The sequence below is a fragment of the Anaerococcus senegalensis JC48 genome (assembly GCF_000321005.1).
Lineage (GTDB): Bacteria > Bacillota > Clostridia > Tissierellales > Peptoniphilaceae > Anaerococcus > Anaerococcus senegalensis.
Window position 1 is genome coordinate 977,555 of sequence record NZ_HE578907.1, and the last position, 23,658, is coordinate 1,001,212.

Genomic DNA, 23,658 nt, shown 5'->3' on the forward strand with positions numbered 1-23,658 from the left:
TCAATAAAAAAATCCTAGTAACATTATACTGCTACTAGGATTTATTTTTAATGAAGTTCTGGCCAGAAGTCTTTGTTTGCTTCGATTAAATCGTCTAAGATTAATTTTGCAACTTTCGCACTTGGAACTGTTTTTGATAAGGAGATTGCTTGCCATAATTTTTGGTAAGATCCTTCAATCCAAGCTTCTACTGCAAGTTTTTCTACTGAAACTTGCTCTTCCATCATACCTTTTTGGAATTGTGGAATTTTACCTTGACAGATTTTTTTGTACCCAGATTTGTCAACTATACATGGAACTTCTACCATTGCTGTTGGATCAAAATTTGATACTGCTCCGTCATTTTCTACTATTAATAAGAATACTTCTTTTGTATTTTCAGCTAGAGCAATTGCAAGGTCAACTATATATGATGCGTGAGCGTCAATTTCAAAGTCGATTCCTTCTGCAGTTCCTCTATCTGTTATTGTCTTACATAAACCAAACACTTCTTTTTCTCTTCCTTCTTTTACTTCATCAACTCTTGTGTGGTTAATGTCTGTATGTTCCATTACAAAGTCTGGATAAAGATAGTATTTTAAATATGTGTTTGGAATTGTTTCAGGATCTAGAGCATATACATCTTTTGCTTTTGTAAATGTTTCAACCCAAGATTCATCAAGGTGTTGTGCTGTTCCAATTCCATCAGCAAATCCTGTTTTTGAAACGTGTTCTTTGATTTGTGGCATCAAATCATTTCCATCTTTATCTTTTATATCTGTAAACCAACCAAAGTGGTTAAGTCCATAATAAGAGAAATCTAAATCTTTCCAATGGTTAAGTCCTACCATATCTGCCATTTTATACATTAAGTCAATTGGCATATCACAAATATTAATGATTTTTGAATCTGGTCTTAATCTTCTTGTAGCTTCTGCAACTATAGCTGCTGGGTTAGAATAATTTAGCATCCAAGCATTTGGAGAATATTTTTCCATATAATCTAAGATTTCAATTACTCCACCGATTGATCTTAATCCATAAGCAATTCCACCTGGTCCACAAGTTTCTTGTCCGATTACACCATATTTTGGTGGGATTTTTTCGTCTTTTGATCTCATTTCATATTTACCAACTCTGATTTGTGCCATTACAAAGTCTGTATCAGTAAAAGCAGTTTCTGGATCAAGGGTATGAACAAATTCAATTTCTGGATGTCTTTCTTTCATAAATATATGGAAAGCATTTCCAATTTTATCTTGTCTTTCTTTGTCGTTATCATATAATTTTATAGATCTAATTGGGAATCTATCAAGATTGTCCATAAGCATTAGAATCATTCCTGGTGTAAATGTTGATCCACCACCTGCAATTGTTATAGCATATTTTTTCATCTTTTTTCTCCTTATTTTTATTTTTTATTATTCCTTCTTTTCTTACTCTTTTTCTTTTCTTATTCGTTTTCTAAAATTTGTCCAAATTCATCTGCAACATATTGGATATTTGTTCCAACAATTACATGGACAGAATTACCGTTTCTACTTGTACCGTAAGTTCCAATTTGCTTAAAGTATTCATTTTCCATAACTTTTTCAGGATCTTTTACATTTACCCTAAGTCTTGTTACACAGTTTGTAAAATCTTTAATATTTTCAGCTCCACCTAGTCCAATTAAGATTTCATCAGCCATAACTTGAAATTCGTCTTTTGCATCGACTTTTGTAGCATCTTCTGCCTTAGCTCCACCTTTTTTAGCCCTATAATCTTTTTTAGAGTATAGCTTAACATCACTTTTAACCTCTCTACCTGGTGTTTTGAAGTCAAATTTTTCGATTAAGAAAGTAAATACTAAATACCAAACTGCAATAGCAACAATTCCAACTATAAGCATCTTCAAATAAGTTGACCAGTGATTTGCCATAAGTGGTATCCAGTTTAAAGAAGCCATCTCTATTGCTCCTCCTGAAAATACTCCTACAACTCCCAAATAATACATAACTGTTGAAAGACAAGCCGCAAGAACAGCATGAACAACAAATAATGGTGGTGCAATAAACAAGAATGTATATTCTATTGGTTCAGTAACTCCAGCCATTACAGCTGAAATTACGATTGGAATCAAAAGTCCTGCAACTTTCTTTTTATTTTCAGGCTTTGCAGTTTTATAAAAGGCAAGACCAATACCAACACAACCAAAAAGTTTTGACCAACCAGTAGCTGTAAATGCAGCATAAGGAGCAAGATCCAAAAGTGGTTTAGTACTTGCCGCAAGCTCTGGAAGTTGTTTTGCCCAAGCAGCATAAATTCCGCCAGAAACTAAAACTGAATCATAATATAAAGGTGCATACAATAGATGGTGTAATCCAAAAGGTATCAACAATCTTTCAAGTAAGATAAATACCCATACTCCAAGACCTCCAGAACTTGTTACAAATCCTTGGAAACTAGAAATTCCCATTTGAATTTTAGGCCATATTAAACAAGCAAGAAGAGCTATTGGGATCATAACAATAAATCCGAGCCCAACTACGAAAGCAGATCCTCTGAAAACTCCAAGCCATTCAGGAAGTCTTGTATCAAAATATTTATTATGTAAAAATATTGCAAGTCCTGAAATTAATAAAGCCCCCATCATACCCATATCTAGGGTTTTAATATTGGCAATATTTGCAAGTCCAGAATCTGCCCCTGCTTCAAGTGCATAATCAACACCAAAAACTGATCCCCAAGTTCCTAGTATGGAAGCTACATAATAATTGAATATTAAATATATAACCAAAGATTCCATACACGCTCTAGCATTTTGTTTATTTGCAAGTCCAATTGGAAGTGAAACTGCAAATAATAGTGGCAACTGATTAAATACGGTCCATCCACCAGATAAAACCATATCCCAGAATCCTCTCCAGAAAGTTCCTTCTGCTGCGATAGATCCTAGTATTTGTTCATTAGTAAACAATATTCCAAAACCAATAAGCACTGCTGAAACAGCAAATAACATTACTGGAGTAAACATCGCTCCTCCGAACTTTTGAATTTTCTCCATCATTTTTAAGTCCTCCTTAGGTAAACGGTATCTTATGCTTATATAATATCCTCTTAAAATATTAATGTCAATAATCATTGAAATTTAGATATTCTTAACATCTTTATAAATTTATTTTTAAAATGTGAATATTCACATAAAAAAGTAATCACAGTTCCGGTATAATTTTCTTATAATTAAAGAAAGGAAAAATTTATGAACACAAAAGAAAATTATAGACAATATATTTTAAGCTTACCATTCACAGCAATTTTAGTCTTATTAATTCAATATTTAGCTTATTTTTACATTTACAATAACAATCAAGCCGATTCATTTAAGAGATCTCTTATTTTTTCTATAGGTTTTTTAATTTTTTCCTTATTTCTAGCAAAAGTTCAAAAAGTTAATTTTAACTTTAAAGAAATGAAATATAAAAAATCTACACTAATCTTATTACTTATTTTTATAGTTTTAAATATCATAAATACAATATAAAAGAGCCGGCAATTGCCGACTCTTTTATATTATTCATTCAAAGTTTCTTTTTCTTTATTTTCTATTTCTTCTATATTCATTTGAATTTGTGCATCTTCAAGATCTTTATTTTCATAGTCGATATTAAAGTCATTATAAACTTTCATACCTGTACCTGCTGGTATTAATTTTCCTATAATTATATTTTCTTTTAGACCTTTAAGATCATCAACTTTTCCTTTAATAGATGCATCTGTAAGAACTCTGGTTGTTTCTTGGAAAGATGCTGCTGATAACCATGATTCTGTAGCAAGTGATGCTTTTGTAATTCCAAGAAGTTGTTGGCTAAATTCACATGGTTTTTTGCCTTCTTTTTCCATTTTTTCATTTATAACTCTTACTTCTCTAATTTCTTGTAAAGAACCTGGTAAAAATTCTGTATCTCCAGCTTCTTCTATTTTTACTTTTTTAAGCATTTGTTTTGCTATAACTTCTATATGTCTATCATCAATTTCTACACCTTGAAGTCTGTATACTTTTTGAACTTCTTTTGTGATGTAATCTTGAACTCCAACTTTTCCTAGAACCTTTAATACATCGTGTGGATCAAGGGAACCTTCTGTTAGTTGTTGTCCTTTTTCAACTACATCGCCTTCTGATACTAAAAGTCTTGCTCCAAATGGTATATTATATTTTTTAGAATATCCATCTTCTGATAAGATTTCAACGTCAGTTTTCTTTTCATTTTGAATTAGTGAAACTGTTCCAGAGTTTTCAGCAATAAATGCAAGTCCTTTTGGTTTTCTTGCTTCAAATAACTCTTCAACCCTTGGAAGACCTTGAGTAATTCCTACTCCTGCGATTCCTCCTGAGTGGAAAGTTCTCATTGTAAGCTGAGTACCCGGTTCACCGATTGATTGGGCAGCTATAATTCCTACAGCCTCACCAATATTTACCTTCTTACCAGTTGCAAGGTTTCTACCATAACATTTTTCACAAACACCATGTTTTGATTTACATTCAAGAACTGAACGTAATTTAACTTCTTTGATGCCGCTTGCAACAATGTTATCTGCCTTATCTTCATCAATAATTTGATTTTTAGCAACTATTAGTTCCCCATCATTATCAAAAATATCTTCGAATGATGTACGACCTACAATTCTTGTGTACAAGTTTTCTATTAACTCGTTTCCATCTTTAAATTCACGAGCTATTACATATCCATCTGTACCACAATCATCTTCTGTTACTATAACATCTTGAGAAATATCTACCATTCTTCTTGTTAGATAACCTGAATCGGCAGTTCTTAAAGCTGTATCAGTAAGTCCCTTACGAGAACCGTGAGTTGAAATAAAGTATTCTTGTACTGAAAGTCCTTCACGGAAGTTAGCCTTTATAGGAATTTCTATGATTTTTCCATCAGCTCTTGACATAAGTCCACGCATTCCACCTAATTGTCTGATTTGGTTTGTAGAACCACGGGCTCCGGAATCTGCAAATATTTTAATATTATTATCAGATTTCAATTCATCAAGAAGAGCTGCTGTTACATCATCAGTAGCTTCTCTCCAAATATCTATAACTTTTTCATATCTTTCGTTATCTGTTATAAAACCACGTCTATAAAGTTTTTCATACTTATCAACTTCACTATCAGCCTTTGATACTATATCCCATTTTTGGTGAGGGATTGTAACGTCTGACATAGAAACAGTAAGTCCAGAAAGAGTTGAGAACTTATAGCCTGTTGATTTTATATAATCTAGGACTGAAGCAGTCTTTATATTTCCATGTTTTCTAAAGCAACGATCAACAATTTCTTTTAAAACACCTGATGATGTAACTTGATCAACTTCTAGTGAGTATGGATCTTCTTTTCTATTAACATAACCTAAATCTTGTGGAATTCCTTCGTTATAGATAAATCTACCAACTGAAGAATTTACAATTTTTCCAGGATCATTTTCATCTTTTCTTATCCTAACTCCAACTTTTGTTTGAAGGGTTACATTGTGGTTTAGTAGGGCTTTTTTCATTTCTGAAATATCTTCAAAAATCATTCCCTCACCCTTAGCGCCTTCTTTTATAGTTGTAAGATAATAAGCACCCAATACCATATCTTGGGATGGAGTTGTAATAGCTTTACCATCTTTTAGACCAAGAATGTTATTTGTTGACATCATTAGAAGTCTTGCTTCGATTTGTGCTTCATTTGATAAAGGTAAATGTATTGCCATTTGGTCCCCATCAAAGTCAGCATTGAAAGCAGGACAAGCTAATGGGTGAAGTTTCATCGCCTTTCCTTCTACCAAAACTGGTTCAAAAGCTTGAATACCAAGTCTATGAAGTGTAGGGGCACGGTTTAATAAAACTGGATGATCTTTAATAACTTCTTCTAAAATTTCATAAACCCTAGGGTCTTTTTTCTCTACCATTTTTTTAGCAGATTTTAAATTATGGGCAAGGTCTTTTTCTACAACCTTATTCATAATAAATGGTTTAAATAATTCTAAAGCCATTTCTTGAGGCAAACCACATTGGTTAAATTTAAGGTTAGGTCCAACTACAATTACAGAACGACCAGAATAATCAACCCTCTTACCAAGTAAGTTTTGTCTAAATCTACCACTTTTACCTTTTAGTAAATCTGATAGAGATTTCATATTTCTATTTGATGCACCTGTTACGGCACGACCACGTCTACCATTATCTATTAAGGCATCAACAGCTTCTTGAAGCATTCTCTTTTCATTTCTTACAATAATTTCTGGAGCTCCAATATCAAGAAGTCTTTTTAATCTATTATTTCTATTTATAACTCTTCTATATAAATCATTTAAATCACTTGTAGCAAATCTTCCACCTTCAAGTTGAACCATAGGTCTAAGTTCAGGTGGCATAACTGGAAGAACATCAAGTATCATCCATTCTGGTTTATTTCCACTTGTTAAGAATGAATCAACTACTTCAAGTCTTCTAGAAATTCTTACTTTCTTTTGTCCCTTTGCATCTTCAAGTTCTTTCATCAAAGATTCATATTCTTTTTTAAGATCCATGTTAGCAAGAAGCTTTTTAACAGCTTCTGCTCCCATTTCAGCTTGAAATTCTGTATCATCTGGATAATTATCTAGAGCTTCTGAGTATTCACTTTCAGATAATTCTTGTTTTTCATAATATTCAGTTTCACCTGGGTTTATTACTACATATGATGCAAAATATAATATTTTTTCCAAAACTCTAGGACTCATATCTAATAAAAGTCCCATTTTTGAAGGAATTCCCTTGAAATACCATATATGACTTACAGGAGCTGCAAGTTCAATATGTCCCATTCTTTCACGTCTTACTTTAGACTTTGTTACTTCAACACCACATTTTTCACAAACAACACCTTTATATCTTATTCTCTTGTATTTACCACAAGAGCATTCATAGTCTTTGGTAGGTCCAAAAATTTTCTCACAGAATAAACCATCTTTTTCAGGTTTTAGTGTTCTATAATTAATAGTTTCTGGTTTTTTCACCTCACCATGGGACCATGATCTGATTTTTTCAGGAGATGCTATTTTCATCCTCATAGCACCAAATTCTTGTAATTCTGACAAAAAATCCCCCTTAATCTTCTAGCTCTTCTACACCTTTATTTGTAGATTCTGTACTTTCTACTGTTTCTTCTTTTTTAGAAAGATTTGCTCCACTAAGTTTTTTTGATTGACTTCTAATTTTTGATGCATCAATTTTTTCAACTTCAGAGAACTTATCTTGCTCATCTATATTTTCTTTTATTTCAATTACATTTCCATCTTCATCTAAAAGCTCAACATCTAGGGCTAGAGATTGTAATTCTTTTACCAATACTTTGAAAGATTCTGGAGTACCTGGTTCTGGTACATTTTCTCCTTTAACAATAGATTCATAAGTTTTAACTCTTCCAGTAACATCATCTGATTTTACTGTTAAAATTTCTTGAAGAGTATGACTTGCACCATATGCTTCTAAAGCCCAAACTTCCATTTCTCCAAATCTTTGTCCACCAAATTGTGCTTTTCCTCCTAGAGGTTGTTGAGTTACAAGTGAATAAGGTCCTATACTTCTTGCATGAATTTTTTCTTCTACCATGTGGTGAAGTTTTAGCATATACATTACTCCAACTGTAACTGGATTTTGGAACTCTTCTCCAGTTCTTCCATCACGAAGTCTAATTTTTCCTGTCTTATTTACATATGAAGCAGTTTTTTTAGCTTCTTCTAAAGCTTCTTCTATTTCTGTATCTAATGCCCCATCAAATACTGGAGTTGCTATTTTCCATCCCATAGTTCTTGCTGCAAGACCCATGTGTACTTCCAAAACTTGTCCGATATTCATACGTGAAGGGATACCTAATGGGTTAAGACAAATTTGAATTGGAGTTCCATCTGGTAAGAAAGGCATATCTTCTCTTGGCATAATTCTTGAGACAACACCCTTATTACCGTGTCTACCACACATTTTATCTCCAACCATAATTTTTCTTTTGGTTGCTACAAAAACTCTTATTACTTTATTTACACCTGGTGATAATTCATCGCCATCTTTTTTGTTGTATTCTTTTACGTCGACAACAATACCACTTTCTCCATGTGGAACTGTAAGAGATGTATCACGAACTTCACGAGCTTTTTCTCCAAAAATTGCTCTTAATAATCTTTCTTCTGGAGATAGTTCTGTTTCTCCTTTTGGTGAAACTTTTCCTACTAAGATATCTCCACTTTTAACTTCAGCACCGATTCTTATTACACCATTTTCATCGAGATTTTTCTTCATGTCATCTCCGACATTTGGAATATCTTTTGTAATTTCTTCAGCACCAAGCTTTGTCTCTCGAGCTTCACATTCATGCTCTTCTATATGAACTGATGTAAGAACATCATCCATTACTAATTGTTCATTTAAAAGCATAGCATCTTCGTAGTTATATCCTTCCCAAGTTGTAAAGGCAATAAGAATATTTTTACCTAAGGCAAGCTCACCTTGTTCTGTTGAAGGACCGTCCGCAATTATTTCATTTGCATCTACATGTTCTCCAAGTTTTACAATTGGTCTTTGATTAATTGTTGTTCCTTGGTTAGCACGTCTAAATTTAAGAAGTCTATAATAATCAATTTCTCCATCTGAATCTCTTTTGATTCTAATTTTTTCATCTCCAACATACACAACTTCTCCGGCGTTTTTGCTTACTACGCAAACTCCAGAATCTTTTGCAGCCCTATGTTCAATTCCTGTAGCAACTATTGGTGCTTGGGATTTTAATAATGGAACTGCTTGTCTTTGCATGTTGGCACCCATTAGAGCACGAGTTGAATCGTCATTTTCTAAGAAAGGAATCAAACTTGCTCCAACTGATACAATTTGTTGAGGAGAAACGTCCATATATTCTACGCTTTCTCTTGGATAAATATCATTCTCACCATTAATACCACGGCCTGAAACACGATCATTTATAAATCTATTGTTTTCATCAAGTGGTTCGTTGGCTTGAGCAATTATGAAATTGTCTTCAATATCTGCTGTTAGATAATCTATTTCATCTGTTACATGTCCATCTTTTCCAACTTTTCTGTAAGGAGTTTCTATAAATCCGTACTTATTAATTCTTGCATAAGTTGTTAAAGATGTAATTAGACCTATGTTTGGTCCTTCTGGAGTTTCTATTGGACAGATCCTTCCATAGTGAGAATCGTGAACGTCTCTTACTTCTACTCCTGCCCTATCTCTTGAAAGTCCACCTGGTCCTAATGCTGATAATCTTCTTTTGTGAGTTAGCTCACTCATTGGATTTGTTTGATCCATAAATTGTGAAAGCTGACTGGATCCAAAAAATTCTTTTATAACAGCTGTGACAGGTTTTATATTGATAAGTCCTTGAGGTGTTGCAAGATCAGGATCTTGTGTTGTCATTCTTTCTCTTACAACTCTTTCCATTCTAGCAAGACCAATTCTAAATTGATTTTGTAATAATTCTCCAACTCCTCTTACTCTTCTATTTCCTAAGTGATCAATATCATCAACCTCACCTATTCCTTCAAATAGGTTAAATTGATAATTAACTGCTGCAAGGATATCAGATTTTACAATATTTTTTGGACAAAGTTCTTTTTTTCTTCTTTCAATTTCATTTATAATTGATTCTTTGTCTTCATTTTCATCAAGTATTTCTCTCATAACTGGATAATATACTTTTTCTGATAATTCAATATTTGAAAGATCAATTCCTTCTAATTCTTCAAAGGAATTTAAATAAACAAAGTGGTTACCACAAATTCTTAATTCTTTGTCCTCACCATCTTCTTGTTTTACAATGATGTCTACAACATTGATTCCACTTTTTTCTATATTAAGGGCAGTTTGTCTATCTATCATTTCGCCTGCCTTAACAAAAAGTTCTCCTGTTTCATCATCAATAACGTCTTTTGCAGAAATTTGATCAATTAGTCTATCATGTAAGGCTAATTTTTTGTTGTATTTATATCTTCCTACTTTAGCAAGGTCATATCTTCTATCATCAAATAAAAGATTATTTATTAAATTTTGTGCAGATTCAAGACTGGCTGGATCACCTGGTTTTAATTTTTTATAAATTTCTATTAAAGCTTCTTCGCTTGTTTCTGAATTTTCTTTTTCTAAGGTATTTCTTAAATGCTCTGTATCTCCTAAAGCTTCAATGATTTCTTCATCATTTTCGAATAATAAAGCTCTTACAAGAGTTGTTGCTGGAAGTTTTCTTGTACGATCAAGTCTTACATTTACTGTATGAGATGCATCTGTATCGAATTCTATCCATGCTCCCCTGTTAGGTATAACTGTTGAAGAATACATTTTGTTTCCTGATTTATCAAGCTCTGATGCATAATAAACTCCAGGACTTCTTACTAGCTGACTTACTATAACTCTTTCAGCACCATTAATTACAAAAGTTGCTGAATCAGTCATCATTGGGAAATCTCCCATAAATACTTCTTGTTCTTTTACTTCTTCAGTTTCCTTATTAATAAGTCTAGCCTTAACTTTGAGGTCTCTAGAATATGTTGTATCCTTATATTTTGCTTCTTCTATTGTATATTTTGTTTCATCATCAAAATCATAACCTACAAATTCAAGTATTAAATTGCCATTATAATCTTCAATTGGGGAAATATCTTCTAAAATTTCTCCTAAGCCCTCTTCTATAAACCACCTATAAGAATCTTTTTGTACTTTCAATAGGTTTGGCAAATCAAGAACTTGAGGAAATTTAGAAAAGCTAACACGTTCAGTTTTACCAAATAACTCTTTATGATATTGCACTATAAATTACTCCTTTATCTTGCTTTTAGCCTAAAACTTTCTTTTGACTTTTATGTAATTTTAGGGCTTTTCAAACTTTCTATAAGCCTTTTTTACATAAATAAAAAAATCTCGCTAAATTAGAATTCTAGCAATTGTTTATTATATCACTACATGCTAGTAAGTGTCAAATAATTTAGGAGATTTTTTATCTCGATTTATGAGTTTTTCTTACTATATTTTTTTATTTATTTTTGTCAAATAATTTAATCGATGTAGTTTGTTTTGATTTTATGATTTTTCCCTTTTAATTCTTCTTTAGGATAACCTAAAATTAATCCGTGAACTGGATAAAAATCTTTTTCTATATTTAATTTTTCTATAAATCTTGCATTTTTATCAAATCTTTCAAACATTCCTCTTATATAGCATGATCCAATACCTAGATCTGTTGCTTTTAGGGACATATTTTCTATAATACATGCTGTATCTTCAAGTTTTGTAACGTGGCCCTCTTTTGCTGAAATTATAATTAAATATGGTGCAGAATATATAGGGTTTGCTTTTGGATCATTTGCAATTTCTCTTGCTTCTTCTAAAATTTCTCCAATAAATTCTTTATTTGTTATTACAGTAATTGCCATATTATCATATTGACTTCTACCAACCGGAGCTTTTATTCCAGCTTTTACAATTTTTTCTAAATCATTTTTTTCAATTTTTTTGTCTAAAAATGATCTTGTTGAAACTCTTGTTTCTATTACTTTATCAAAATCCATAATATCTCCCTTCTTTATTTATATTATACTATAAATAAGCCTTCAAAACTTGTTTTTTGTCTTCATAATTTTTAATTGTTTTGGTATAATTAATTAAATAGGAGGATTTGATGAAAAAAATTAGTAAGTTTTTCTTAAAATTAGCATCAATTTATTATTTGTTTATTAGCCTTGGTCTTTTTTTGATATCTTTATTTTCTTTGTTTGTTGATAGAAAATATGTTTTTGCAATTTTTGATCTATTAGGTTTTTCTAATATAACTCTTGAAATTATTAAACCAATTTCTTTTGTTATGCTTTTTTTATTATTTATAATTTTTACTTATATATCAAAAAAGATTTTTGATTCTATAAATAAAGAACAAAACTATCTATTTAATATTTTTTCAGGTTTTTTCTTTATTTTTGTTTCTGTTATAGGGCATATTTTTATAAGAGATAATATTTTTATTATTTCATATATTTTTAATGTCTTTTTAATTATAGGTTCTATGTTAGCGCTTAGAGAAAAAAATAAGTTTTACCTTGACGATGAAATAGAACAGACTAATGATGTTAAATATATTAGTTATAATGAAGTTAATAATGATAAAAAGGTTGAAAATAAGAAAGAAAAACTTGAAAATCCTGATAACACTTTAAATGTAGAAAAAAGTTATGAAGATAATAAATTAGAAACAAACCAAGATTCTAATGATCAAGTAGAAAATAAAAAATCAGAGTATAATTCTGAAAGTTAAAATTTGTAGTTTGTTATGTACTAAAAAGTGAGGTTTACCTTGCTTTTTTTTGAAACTTATGAAAGGGTTTTTTATGAATGAAAAATATTTAAATATTTTAAGAGAAAACTATCCAAGTAGAACTGATTTAGTTGACGAACTTATTAGCTTAAATGCCAAGCTTTATCTACCAAAAGGAACTGAATACTTTTTTTCTGACCTTCACGGTGAAGCAAAGGCTTTTATTCATCTTTTAAGATCTGCCGCAGGAAATATAAGAGATAAGACTAGGCAATATTTTGGTGATACTCTTGTTAAAAAAGACCAAGATGATTTAGCAAATTTAATTTATAATCCTCAAAGAGAACTTGTTAGACTTAAAGAAAATAATATTATCGACGATGATTGGTACACAATAAATATCCATAGGCTTGTGAACTTATTTAGGTTTGTTTCTACAAAGTACCCAAAAGAGATTGTAAAGGAAAAATTTCCTTCAACTTATAGAGAAATTATCGATGAGCTACTATATACAAATGATTCTGAGTTTAATAAAAAATTATATTATGAAAAAATAATTGAATATATAATAAAGTATGAATCTGCCGATGATTTTATTATAGTTTTGTCAACCTTAATCCAAAGAATTTCTGTTGATAGTCTTCATATAGTAGGTGATATTTACGATAGAGGCCCAAGTGCCCATATTATTATGGATGAATTAATTTCATTTCCAAATGTTGATATACAATGGGGAAACCATGATATGGAATGGATGGGAGCCTGTTCTGGAAATAAAGCCTTAGTTGCTGCTTGTATTTGTTCTTCTATTTCTTATAATAATTTTGATTTTCTTGAAGAAGGTTATGGAATTAATTTAAGACCCTTATATGAATTTTCGATGAAAACTTATAGGAATGATCCATGTCTTAGATTTATGCCTAAAATTTTTGAAGAAAATATTTATGACAAAATAAATAAGGAAGTTGCTGCAAAAATGCATAAGGCAATGAGTGTCATAAGATATAAACTTGATAGTCAGCTTTTGGATAGAAATCCAGATTTTAATATGGAAGATAGAAACTCTCTAAAATTTATAGATTTTTCTAATATGACTTATAAGGGAGCAAAACTTCTTGATACAAACTTCCCAACAATTGATCCAAAAAATCCTAGTAAATTAAGTCCAGAAGAAGAATATATTATAGATATTTTACAAAAAGAATTTTCCAAAAATATTCTTTTGAATAAACACATTAATTTTATGTACACAAATGGTTCTATGTACAAAAAGTCTAACGGATCATTGCTATTTCATGGCTGTATTCCAATGGATAAGGATGGAAATTTTCAAGAAATATCAATAAAAGGTAAGTCTTATAAAGGACGTGCTATGCTTGATATTTTTGATAAACTTGCAAGAGATGCTTATTTTTCAAAAAATCCTAAAGAAAAACTTTTTGCTCAAGATATTTGCTGGTATTTAGTTTGTGGAAAAAAATCTCCAATTTTCGGCAAAAGTCAGTATTCGTATTTTGAAAATTCCTTGGTTGATGACAAAGATTTGAAATATGAAGAAATGAATCCTTATTACGATTTAAATAAAAAAGAAGAAATTTGTAATAAAATTCTTGATGAATTCAATTTAAAAAGTGAAAGAAGAAGGATAATTAATGGACACGTTCCTGTTAGAGTAAAAGAAGGCAAAAAACCTGTAAGGGCAAACGGAAAATTATATGTAATTGATGGAGGAATTTCAAAACCATATCAAAAAAAGACAGGTATTGCAGGCTATACTTTGATGTATAACTCCCACCATATTGCTTTAGCAGAACATCTTTCTTACACTAATATTAGAGATAATATGGGCTCTTATACTCCAAAAATTTATGAAACTGAAAAATTAATTCCAAGAATGTTAATAAAAGATACTGACGAAGGAGAGAAAATAAAAATTAGAATAGAAGTTTTAAAAGAACTATTAGAAGTAATTGATGAAGGTAAAAAATTTAAGTAAAGAAAAAATCTTCAAGTTTATGGCTAAAACCAAACTTGAAGATTTTTTTATCTTTTATTTTTTATCTTTTTTTGAAATGAAAAAGTAAGATGCAAGTGCAATTATTAATATAGCTAAGAAAATCCATACGGATTTTACTCCAGTTCTTACAAAAGAACGACTTTTCTTAACTTTTGGACTAGATTTTCTTACACCAATTTTACTTTTTCTAACTGGGACTAAAGATCCTGTCTTTCTTCCATCTTTTTTAATATCTTTTTTAATATCTTTTTCAATAGATTCTTTTAATTCACTAATGTTATTTGTGCTGATATTTTCGCTATCAATTAAATCTTTTACAAGCTTATCATATTTTTTTTGATTTTCTGATGATAATTTATCCCTATTTTTGTTATAAAAATCAACTAGATTATTATATTCTGATAGATTTTTTCCACCATCTAATTTATCAAAAGAATTATTATAATTATCAATTATTTTATCAACATTGTTTACTTCTACTTTTTTGTTTAATTTTTGATAGGCATCTTTTGCAGCTTGCACACTCTTATCAAAGTCTTCTTTCAAGTTCTTCGTAGCTCTTTTATATTTTTCTGACTGTTTTATTGAATTTTCTCCATCAATAATTTTTTTAAGAGTTTTTAAATATAATTTACTATTTTCTTCATCTACTTTTTTATTATATTCATCAATCTTATCATTTAAACTTTCTATAGCATTATCAATATCAGAAAGTTTTGATTTTTCATTTTTTAATACAGCTTCTTCAGCCTTAAAGTTAATTTTTAAACTCTTATTAGCCTCTATTGCTTTTCTTAGATTTTCTTTATGATCTTTTAAATCTTTATTGTAAGTTTCTATAGATTTTTTTGTGTTTTCTAGATTAATTATTTTCTCTTCATATTTTTCATAAGATTCGTATTCATCCTCATATGAATCGAGTTCTTTAATCAATTCGTCAGATAAATTATCAGCTTTAAGCTTCATAACTTCTTCTTTTAATGTAGTGTATCTGTTAGAAATATATGATAAATTAATTTTATCCATCTCTTCTTTAATTAATTCAACTTTTTGATCGTCAAGATTTTCAGATTTTAAATCACTAGTTAAATCTTTAAAATTATTTTGATCTTCTTTATCTAAGGATTTAAATTGATCAGAATTCATAAATTCATTTATCTCTTTTATAAATTCATCATAATTTTTCTCATCTTCTTGGATAATATCTTCAGCATAAACAAGATTAGCATTATTTGTAATAAAGCTACTTACTGGTGTAAAAAGTAATGATAATCCAAGTCCCAAAGCTATAATTTTATTATTCTTTTTCATAATTCCCCTCTCCTGTTTAAATTCTATTTATGATTATATCAAATTTTACAAAAAAATTATAGTAAAGAGTGAATTTATCATACATATATTTTTATGTTATTATTTAAAAGAAGAGTAATAAAGAATATTTATTAAAGAAAGGAATAATATGCAAGACTTACATTTACACTCAAAATTTTCTTTCGACTCATATACTGACCCAGAAGAAAATATTAAAGCAGCTATTAGAAATAATATAAAAATTATGGCATTTACAGACCACATAGACAATTTTTGCCAAAATGACAGAGATATATCTTTTGAACTTGAAAAATATTTTTCTACTATATATAAGTTTAGAGAAAAATATAAAAATCAAATAAAAATTTTAGCAGGAGTTGAAGTAGGATTAGCTTATGAAAATGCTGATAAAATAAATCAATTTATTGACGAAAATCCTTTTGATTTTATAATAGGATCAATTCATGCAGTAGAATTTAATGATATTTGGTCAAACAGGAAAAGCATCGAAAAAAATCCTAAATATTATTTTAAAAAATATTATCAATATATGCTAGAAAGCATAAAATCATGTAAAAATTTTTCGGTTTTAGGACACATTGATTACATAGATAGATATATAAAAGATAAATCAGTAATTCCAGACTTTTCATTTTATGAAGATTTGATAGAAGAAATTCTAAAAGAGTTAATAAAAACAAATAGAGGCATTGAATATAATACAGCTGGATTTAGAAATAATTTATCTTATGCAAATCCAAAAGATAAAATCTTAGAAAAATACAAGGATTTAGGTGGAAAAATAATAACACTAGGATCAGATTCTCATTACCCTGATACAATATCCTACAAAATAAATGATGGAATAAAACATTTAAAATATTTAGGTTATAAGAACATATCCTATTTTGAAAACAAAAAAGAAAAAATAATTGAAATTTAAAAAGGCTCATAATGAGCCTTTTATTCGTACATTTTTTTATATTTAGATACATCTCCTCTGTGAGTTACTATATTATATCCAGCTTTGTTTATTCTAAGCTCTAAACACTTCCTACATTCAGCCGCCTCATCTCCTGTACAAATTTTATTATCATATAAAGAATAAAGTTCTCTATAAGAAGTAGGAGATAAATTTGGCATTAATACATTTGCTCCTGCTTTTAATCCTTCCTCTCTTCCAAAAGGATTTATCGTTCCAAGAGCAGTAGTTGCTGGAATTAAACAATAAGGAAACATAAGTCTTAAAATTGAAACTAATCTTAGGGTTTTTTTGTAAGATCCATTTTCCATATCTTTAAATGGAGTATCATGTTGGGATAAATATGGACCAATCCCAATCATATCAGGTTTTAATTCTTGCAAAAATCTCAAATCAGAAATTAAATCTTCGTCTTTTTGATAAGGAGATCCAACCATAAAACCTCCACCAACTTGAAATCCAATTTCCTTTAAATTAAAAAGAGCCTCTCTTCTATTTTCAAAAGACATTTCTTTAGGATGAAGTTTATAATAATGATCCTTATTAGAAGTTTCTTCTCTTAATAGATACCTATCAGCTCCTGCATTATAAAAAGATCTATAAGCCTCTTTTGATCTTTCTCCTATAGACAAAGTAATAGCACAATCGGGGTGAATTTTTTTTATTTCTTCTACAATTTTACAAATATCCTCATCTTTAAAGCTAAGATCTTCTCCTCCTTGGAGAACAAAAGTCCTATATCCTAATTTGTAACCAATTTTTGCACACATAATAATTTCATCAAAGCTTAATCTATATCTATCTACATTTAAATTAGACTTTCTTATTCCACAATAATAACAATTATTTTTGCAAAAATTTGAAAACTCAATAAGGCCTCTTACATAAACATCTTTTCCATAAATTTCTTGTCTAACTTTATCAGCTTTTTTAGACAAATATTCATTATATTTATCATCACCAATCAAATCCAAGAGTCTTTGATCACTAAAATTTTCTGCTTTTATAAAGCTCATAACTTATTCACTCCTTTTATATTCATCTATTATAACAAAAAAATAGTTATAATAAAATAATAAAATTTATTTTTTTATGATATCTACATATTTTCTACACATTCATGAGTTATTATAATGTTTGTAAAAAATAGTTGTAAATCTTTTGTAACCTTTGTTACTAAAAAGAAATAATTAATAAGATAATGACTAAAAAATAGTTACAATACATTAAAAATTTATTAAGGAGAGTAATAATTATGACAAATTTTAAAAAATATGCCCTAGCAGCGGCAATAGTAATACCTACAATTTTTACAGCATCTAACAAATCAGAAGCTTCTGTTGCAGTTAAAGATGCAAATAAAGCTAAAGGAGTAAATGTTAGAGATAATGCAGGATTAGATTCAAACGTAATTGGTGGAATCAATGATAGCACAGCTTTCAATGTTATAGAAGATAACAATGGATGGTTAAAAATAGAATTTAACGGAAAAGAAGGATTTGTTGCAGGATACTTATTTAACGTAACTGATCAAGCTGAAGTTTTAAATCCAGCAAATTTTAGAAAATCTGATAATTTAAATTCTGAAATTTATTCAGTTCTTCAAAAAGGAAATGTTGTTGAAGTTATTGCTATAGCAAACAATGGTTTTGTTAAAGTTTCTTTTAATGGAACAGAAGGATACGTTCATCACACACTTTTAAATATTCCACAAGAATTGATTAATCAAAGTGTAAGAAACACAAGAGAAAATAAAGAAGAAAATAACAATTCAAAAGAAAATAATAATACAAAACAAGCTACACAAACTCAACAAGCAAAAGCTCAAACTTACCAAGCACCTAAACAAACATATCAACAACCTGCACAAACTCAACAAGTTCAACAAGCTCCAGCTAAATCTTACACAGCTAATAATTCGTCAGCAAAACAAATTATAGCTCAAAGAGAATCTGGTGGATCTTACAACGCTAGAAACGGACAATATATAGGAAAATACCAATTATCTTCATCTTACTTAAATGGAGATTATTCACCAGCTAACCAAGAAAGAGTTGCTGACCAATATGTAGCTCAAAGATATGGTTCATGGGATAACGCCCTAGCATTCTGGAATAACAATGGTTGGTACTAAAATTAAATAATAATATAAACTAAACCTTCAAGCTTAGGCTTGAAGGTTTTTTGTATTCTTAATATTAATAAAAAGGTATTCATTAAATTATAAATATAGATTAATAAATATTATTTGTAAATTTTTAAAAAATATCTGTATTTTCTAATAAAAAAGCAAATTAAAAAACGCCAAAATCATTTTAGGCGTTTTATTGATATATTTATTTTTCCCAAATATCATAAGGATATAATCCGTCGTCAAACATTTTTTCAAATGATTTTTGAGCTGGAATTAAATCTTCTTTGTAGGTTATTCCTATCCATTTATCATTTGTAGAAATTATTGTTACATCAGCTTTATTTCCTCCAATAAACTCCCCTATCATTTCTGGAAGAACATATTCACAAGAATCTAATCTTTCTTTATTTTTTTCTAGATATTTTTTAAAATATTTTTCGCTCATATCAATAAATTCTGGAAATGATGCCCAAAGATTCATTGATACTGTTGATTCTAGGTTTAGTATATTTTCATCGAGATTTTCTTTGCTTGATATTTTTCCATCCTCTTCTAATTTGATTTCATGAGTTTCTATTATGTCCACAAGTTTATTTTCTTCATTTCCTATAGAAACTCCTCTTGTTACAGTTCCTTTATCTGATAAGGTGTTTTTTAATTTATATCCTGCCATAGCAACTTGTAACTTGTTATCAATTTTTTTATCGCTTTTTACAAGAAATTCATGAAGCGAATCAAACACACCTTTTCCATAGTAATCATCTGCATTTATTATTAAAAATGGTTCTTTTACTATATTTTTAGTAGAAAGCAATGCATGAACTGTTCCCCATGGTTTTTTTCTGTCTTTTGGACTTTCAAATCCATCTGGTAATTCCATATCTTGATATGCGTACTCTACATCTATAATTTTTTCAATTCTACTTCCTATTATTTCTTTAAAATCTTTTTCTATATCTTTTCTAATTATAAAAACAACCTTATTAAATCCAGCTTTTATTGCATCATAAATTGAATAATCAATTATTGTATAACCATTATTATCCATTTTTGCAAGCTGTTTTATTCCTTGTCCATATCTTGATCCAATTCCTGCAGCAAGAACTACTAGTGTTGTATTCATTTTTACTCCTTTTCTTTATAACCATTAGGATTTTGTGATTGCCATCTCCAAGAATCCTCACACATTTCATCAATATCCTTTTTAGCTTTCCATCCTAAAACTTTGTAAGCTTTACTTGCATCAGCAAAACATTTTGCAATATCCCCTTCACGTCTTTGTACAATTTTATAGGAAATTTTCTTTCCACAAGCTTTTTCAAAAGCTTTTAAAACTTCAAGAACAGAATAGCCCTTTCCTGTTGCAAGATTAAATATTGAAACTCCTTTTAATTTATCAATTTTATCGACAGCAAGAACATGACCTTTTGCAAGATCTACTACATGGATATAATCTCTAACTCCTGTTCCATCAACTGTGTCATAATCATCTCCAAAAACACTCAAATAATCAAGTTTTCCAACTGCAACTTGAGCAATATATGGTAAAAGATTATTTGGAATTCCTTGTGGATCTTCTCCAATTTTTCCAGATTTATGTGCTCCTATTGGATTAAAATATCTTAATAGAACAACTTTCCATTCTGGATCTGATTTTTGTAAATCTGTCATAATTTGTTCCATCATAGATTTAGTCCATCCATATGGATTTGTACAAGTTCCTTTTGGAAAATCTTCAGTGATTGGAACACTTTCTGGATCTCCATAAACTGTTGCTGATGATGAGAAAATAATATTTTTACAAGAATATTTTCTCATAATTTTTAACAAAGATAAAGTTCCTGTAATGTTGTTGTGATAATATGCTAGAGGTTTTTTTACAGATTCACCTACAGATTTTAAAGCTGCACAATGAATTACCACATCTATTTTTTCTTTTTTAAAAACTTCGCTTAATTTTTTTTCATCAAGTATATCAGCTTCATAAAAAGTTATATTTTTTCCAGTAATTTCTTCAACTCTTTTTACTGAAATTTTTGATGAATTTGTTAAATTATCATATACTATAACCTTGTAATTTTTGTTTAATAATTCAACTGATACATGACTCCCAATGTAGCCCGCTCCACCAGTAATTAATATATTTTTCATTTAAAATCTCCTTATATAAGAATATTTTTTTGACTATTCATATCAATAAATGTATTTTTCATCGTTAAACTTAATATAAGCATATTGTTGATCTAGTAAAAACTCTACATAATAAACCTTTACTATTAATTTTGAATTATTTTTCCTAAATTTCATTATATTTGTTCAACTCATATACGAGAAAGAAATACATTTTTGATAAACATCATAATTCTTAAAATTTTAATAATTTTTCTTAACTACTATAACAAATTATTTTTTTATTTTCAATATAATAATTGTAATCTTCTTTTACTATTTTACCACTTATTAGACTTCTTTGTGGAAAACCTTTGAAAGTTTTTATATACTAATTAAAAATAATAAATAACTATCTTAAAATGTATCTTATAAATCATAGAAGCCATCTTTATATTTTTTTAAAATTGATTTATATAAAAAAATTATAGAAATTAAAATTAAACTCATTACAAACATAAAGCCAATATAAATATTTGTAAACTTATAGACTAAATAAGCAAAAACGCCAACTATTGTCACAACTATTCCACAAATCACATAGTATCCTACATTTTGTGATGAGCCTTTTATTAGATCTCTTTCTTTATTCCAATGAATATTAACTGAATTAGCATCCATCAAAAGCCCCAAAAGTGATGAGATAAGGCTTGCAAGTGTAAAACCTAAAAAGATAGCAAAAATCAGAAAGATGTTAATTTTTATGATAAATTTTACTATCAAGCAAAAAGTGAAATTTATTATTAAATTTACAAGATTTATTGATAAAATTCTTCCCAAAATATTTTCTTTTGGACTTATTGGCAAGGTTAGAGTTTGATACAAACTTTCTCCTTCTCTTGACAAGGATGAATTTAAGCCTAAATCATTTGCCATAATTAGAAATCTAAAGGAAAAAGATCCTAGAATTATTAATAGATATACTTCTACATTTAAGAAATCAAGCTTCTTTATTAAATCAAAAAGTTGGATTGTCCCAAATCCCCATATAATTGTAAACATTATTAAATTTAATACAATTGAAAATATATAAACTGGACTTTTTATAATAGTTTTTAAGTCTTTTTTAAAAATCGCCTTTATTGTTGAAGATTTTTTGTTTGAGAATATTTTATTTTTTTTATGAATTTTTCTTTTTTCTTTTCCAATTAATGAGTCAAAATATATTTTTGAAGCAAGTTTTGCCAGTATATACAAAATTAAAAATGTATATGCATAAAGAAACAGACTATAAATTATAAAATCTATACTACTTCCTCCTAGACTTTTTCCATAAATTTTTGTATGAAAAAATAACAATGATATTTTATCTAAATTTTTATTAAAAAATTTCATTGCTGTATTTATAATATCTCCACGGCCATTTTCTTTATAAGAATAATAATAAATAAGTCCAAAAATTAAAAGTAAAAAGCCATAAGCAATAAATTTCAAACTAGTCTTATAAGAATTTATAGTAAAATATCTCATAATTATCATGATAAAAATAGAAATTATAGCAACTGAACTTACAAATATTGGCAAAGAATTTAATATCATTGCAAATAATTTTATTAGAGAAAATCCCATATTAAATATATAAACTAAAATCATCAAAATATAAAAATAGAATATTTCAAATTTGGATAAAACTATAGCTAGAAATTTTGACAAATAAATTTCCTCATCTCTTATTGGCATGGTCATCAAAATATTTGTTTCTTTGCTTTTTGAATAATCTGTAACTAAATCAACTGCTGATAAAATTATTGTAAAAATACTTATTATTAAACTTGAAGATAAAAAATATGTATATTCATCATTTTTATTTAAAAATGAATATGCCAAGCTAGAAAATATTGTTAGTCCCATAAAAGTATAAAAACCATAAATCAAAAGTAAATATAAAACTCTTCTTGTGTAATCATCTGGAAGTCCTATAACTTTTGTACCTGGCAAATACTTTTCTATCTCCTCCTTAAAATATTTATTAAATAATATTTTTAATCTTTTAGTTTTCATCTGTTAACTCCAAAAATAATTCTTCTAGAGATTTATTTTCATTAAGATTAGCTCTAATCTCAAAAAGAGAACCTTCTGCTACAATTTTTCCTTTAGAGATTATAGCAAGTCTATCACAAATATTTTCTGCAACTTCCATTATATGAGTTGAAAAGAAAACCATCTTTCCTTCTTCTTTTCTTTGTTTCATTATTTTTTTAAGATTGTATGAAGATTTTGGATCAAGCCCAACCATAGGTTCATCCAAAATTAAAAGATCAGGATCATGAATTAGAGATGAAATTATAGCAAGTTTTTGTTTCATTCCGTGAGAATAAGATGAAATTAAATCCGCCATAGCCTCTCTTATGTCAAAATAATCAAGATAGGTATTAAGTCTTTCATTTCTAGTTTTCTCATCAATTCCATAAATATCCGCCACAAAATTTATGTATTCAATTCCAGTAAATTTGTCAAATAAATCTGGATTATCAGCAAGATAGGAAAATTTATTTTTATATAAAATGGGATTATCTTCTAATTTAAACCCATCAATACTAATATCTCCCTTTGTTTTTTTAATAAGACCAACAATAGCTTTTATAGTTGTAGATTTACCAGCTCCATTTGGCCCCAAAAATCCAAATATTTCTCCATTATTTACAGTAAATGATATATTATCAACGGCAATGTTTCCATTTTTATATTTTTTTGAAAAATTTTTAACTTCTAACAAATTTCCCTCCTTATTATATAA

At 28.8% G+C, this 23,658-nt stretch carries 16 protein-coding genes; 5 read left to right on the plus strand and 11 right to left on the minus strand.

Features of this window, described 5'->3' with window-relative positions:
- Window positions 1-47: 47 nt before the first annotated feature.
- Complete coding sequence (locus ASHG_RS04900; protein ID WP_040397896.1) at window positions 48-1,373, minus strand: 6-phospho-alpha-glucosidase; 1,326 nt, start codon at window positions 1,371-1,373, stop codon at window positions 48-50.
- Window positions 1,374-1,432: 59 nt separating this feature from the next.
- The gene (locus tag ASHG_RS04905) at window positions 1,433-3,028 is read right to left on the minus strand and encodes an alpha-glucoside-specific PTS transporter subunit IIBC (protein ID WP_040397897.1); all 1,596 of its coding nucleotides are present in this window, start codon (window positions 3,026-3,028) and stop codon (window positions 1,433-1,435) included.
- A gap of 192 nt (window positions 3,029-3,220) precedes the next feature.
- On the opposite strand from ASHG_RS04905, the gene ASHG_RS04910 reads away from it, so the two are divergent.
- On the plus strand, window positions 3,221-3,502 hold the full coding sequence (locus ASHG_RS04910; protein WP_040397898.1) for a hypothetical protein: 282 nt from the start codon (window positions 3,221-3,223) through the stop codon (window positions 3,500-3,502).
- A gap of 29 nt (window positions 3,503-3,531) precedes the next feature.
- Here the strand turns inward: ASHG_RS04910 and rpoC are convergent, their stop codons facing one another.
- The 3 genes from rpoC to ASHG_RS04925 form a co-directional block, all read right to left on the minus strand.
- Window positions 3,532-7,092, minus strand: a complete 3,561-nt coding sequence (rpoC, locus tag ASHG_RS04915; protein WP_040397900.1) for a DNA-directed RNA polymerase subunit beta' — start codon at window positions 7,090-7,092, stop codon at window positions 3,532-3,534.
- A 10-nt stretch (window positions 7,093-7,102) separates the two neighbouring features.
- A complete protein-coding gene (rpoB, locus tag ASHG_RS04920) occupies window positions 7,103-10,810 on the minus strand; it encodes a DNA-directed RNA polymerase subunit beta (RefSeq protein WP_040397901.1) in 3,708 nt (1,235 codons plus the stop codon).
- A gap of 245 nt (window positions 10,811-11,055) precedes the next feature.
- A complete protein-coding gene (locus ASHG_RS04925; protein ID WP_040397902.1) occupies window positions 11,056-11,568 on the minus strand; it encodes a nitroreductase family protein in 513 nt (170 codons plus the stop codon).
- Window positions 11,569-11,678: 110 nt separating this feature from the next.
- Here ASHG_RS04925 and ASHG_RS04930 point away from each other — a divergent pair, with 110 nt between their 5' ends.
- Both ASHG_RS04930 and ASHG_RS04935 read left to right on the plus strand, forming a co-directional pair.
- Window positions 11,679-12,308, plus strand: a complete 630-nt coding sequence (locus ASHG_RS04930; RefSeq protein ID WP_084689280.1) for a hypothetical protein — start codon at window positions 11,679-11,681, stop codon at window positions 12,306-12,308.
- A gap of 73 nt (window positions 12,309-12,381) precedes the next feature.
- On the plus strand, window positions 12,382-14,304 hold the full coding sequence (locus tag ASHG_RS04935) for a fructose-bisphosphatase class III (RefSeq protein WP_040397903.1): 1,923 nt from the start codon (window positions 12,382-12,384) through the stop codon (window positions 14,302-14,304).
- 54 nt (window positions 14,305-14,358) lie between these two features.
- Here ASHG_RS04935 and ASHG_RS04940 read toward each other — a convergent pair whose 3' ends face one another.
- Window positions 14,359-15,636 carry a hypothetical protein gene (locus ASHG_RS04940; RefSeq protein WP_040397904.1) on the minus strand — a complete coding sequence of 426 codons (1,278 nt, stop codon included), beginning with the start codon at window positions 15,634-15,636 and terminating at the stop codon, window positions 14,359-14,361.
- Window positions 15,637-15,784: 148 nt separating this feature from the next.
- Here ASHG_RS04940 and ASHG_RS04945 point away from each other — a divergent pair, with 148 nt between their 5' ends.
- Entirely contained in the window at window positions 15,785-16,579 is a 795-nt protein-coding gene (locus ASHG_RS04945; protein ID WP_040397905.1) for a histidinol-phosphatase HisJ family protein, read from the plus strand.
- Between the two features lie 20 nt (window positions 16,580-16,599).
- Here ASHG_RS04945 and hydE read toward each other — a convergent pair whose 3' ends face one another.
- Entirely contained in the window at window positions 16,600-17,634 is a 1,035-nt protein-coding gene (gene hydE, locus ASHG_RS04950; protein WP_040397906.1) for a [FeFe] hydrogenase H-cluster radical SAM maturase HydE, read from the minus strand.
- Window positions 17,635-17,873: 239 nt separating this feature from the next.
- On the opposite strand from hydE, the gene apf reads away from it, so the two are divergent.
- On the plus strand, window positions 17,874-18,752 hold the full coding sequence (gene apf, locus ASHG_RS04955; RefSeq protein ID WP_040397907.1) for an aggregation-promoting factor: 879 nt from the start codon (window positions 17,874-17,876) through the stop codon (window positions 18,750-18,752).
- A 202-nt stretch (window positions 18,753-18,954) separates the two neighbouring features.
- Here the strand turns inward: apf and ASHG_RS04960 are convergent, their stop codons facing one another.
- The 4 genes from ASHG_RS04960 to ASHG_RS04975 form a co-directional block, all read right to left on the minus strand.
- Complete coding sequence (locus ASHG_RS04960) at window positions 18,955-19,875, minus strand: sugar phosphate nucleotidyltransferase (protein WP_040397908.1); 921 nt, start codon at window positions 19,873-19,875, stop codon at window positions 18,955-18,957.
- A gap of 2 nt (window positions 19,876-19,877) precedes the next feature.
- On the minus strand, window positions 19,878-20,903 hold the full coding sequence (gene galE, locus ASHG_RS04965) for a UDP-glucose 4-epimerase GalE (protein WP_040397909.1): 1,026 nt from the start codon (window positions 20,901-20,903) through the stop codon (window positions 19,878-19,880).
- A gap of 387 nt (window positions 20,904-21,290) precedes the next feature.
- A complete protein-coding gene (locus tag ASHG_RS04970; RefSeq protein WP_040397910.1) occupies window positions 21,291-22,922 on the minus strand; it encodes an ABC transporter permease in 1,632 nt (543 codons plus the stop codon).
- Window positions 22,912-23,637, minus strand: coding sequence for an ABC transporter ATP-binding protein (locus tag ASHG_RS04975; protein ID WP_040397912.1), 726 nt, complete (start codon window positions 23,635-23,637; stop codon window positions 22,912-22,914). The genes ASHG_RS04970 and ASHG_RS04975 overlap by 11 nt, the downstream gene beginning before the upstream one ends.
- Window positions 23,638-23,658 lie beyond the last annotated feature (21 nt).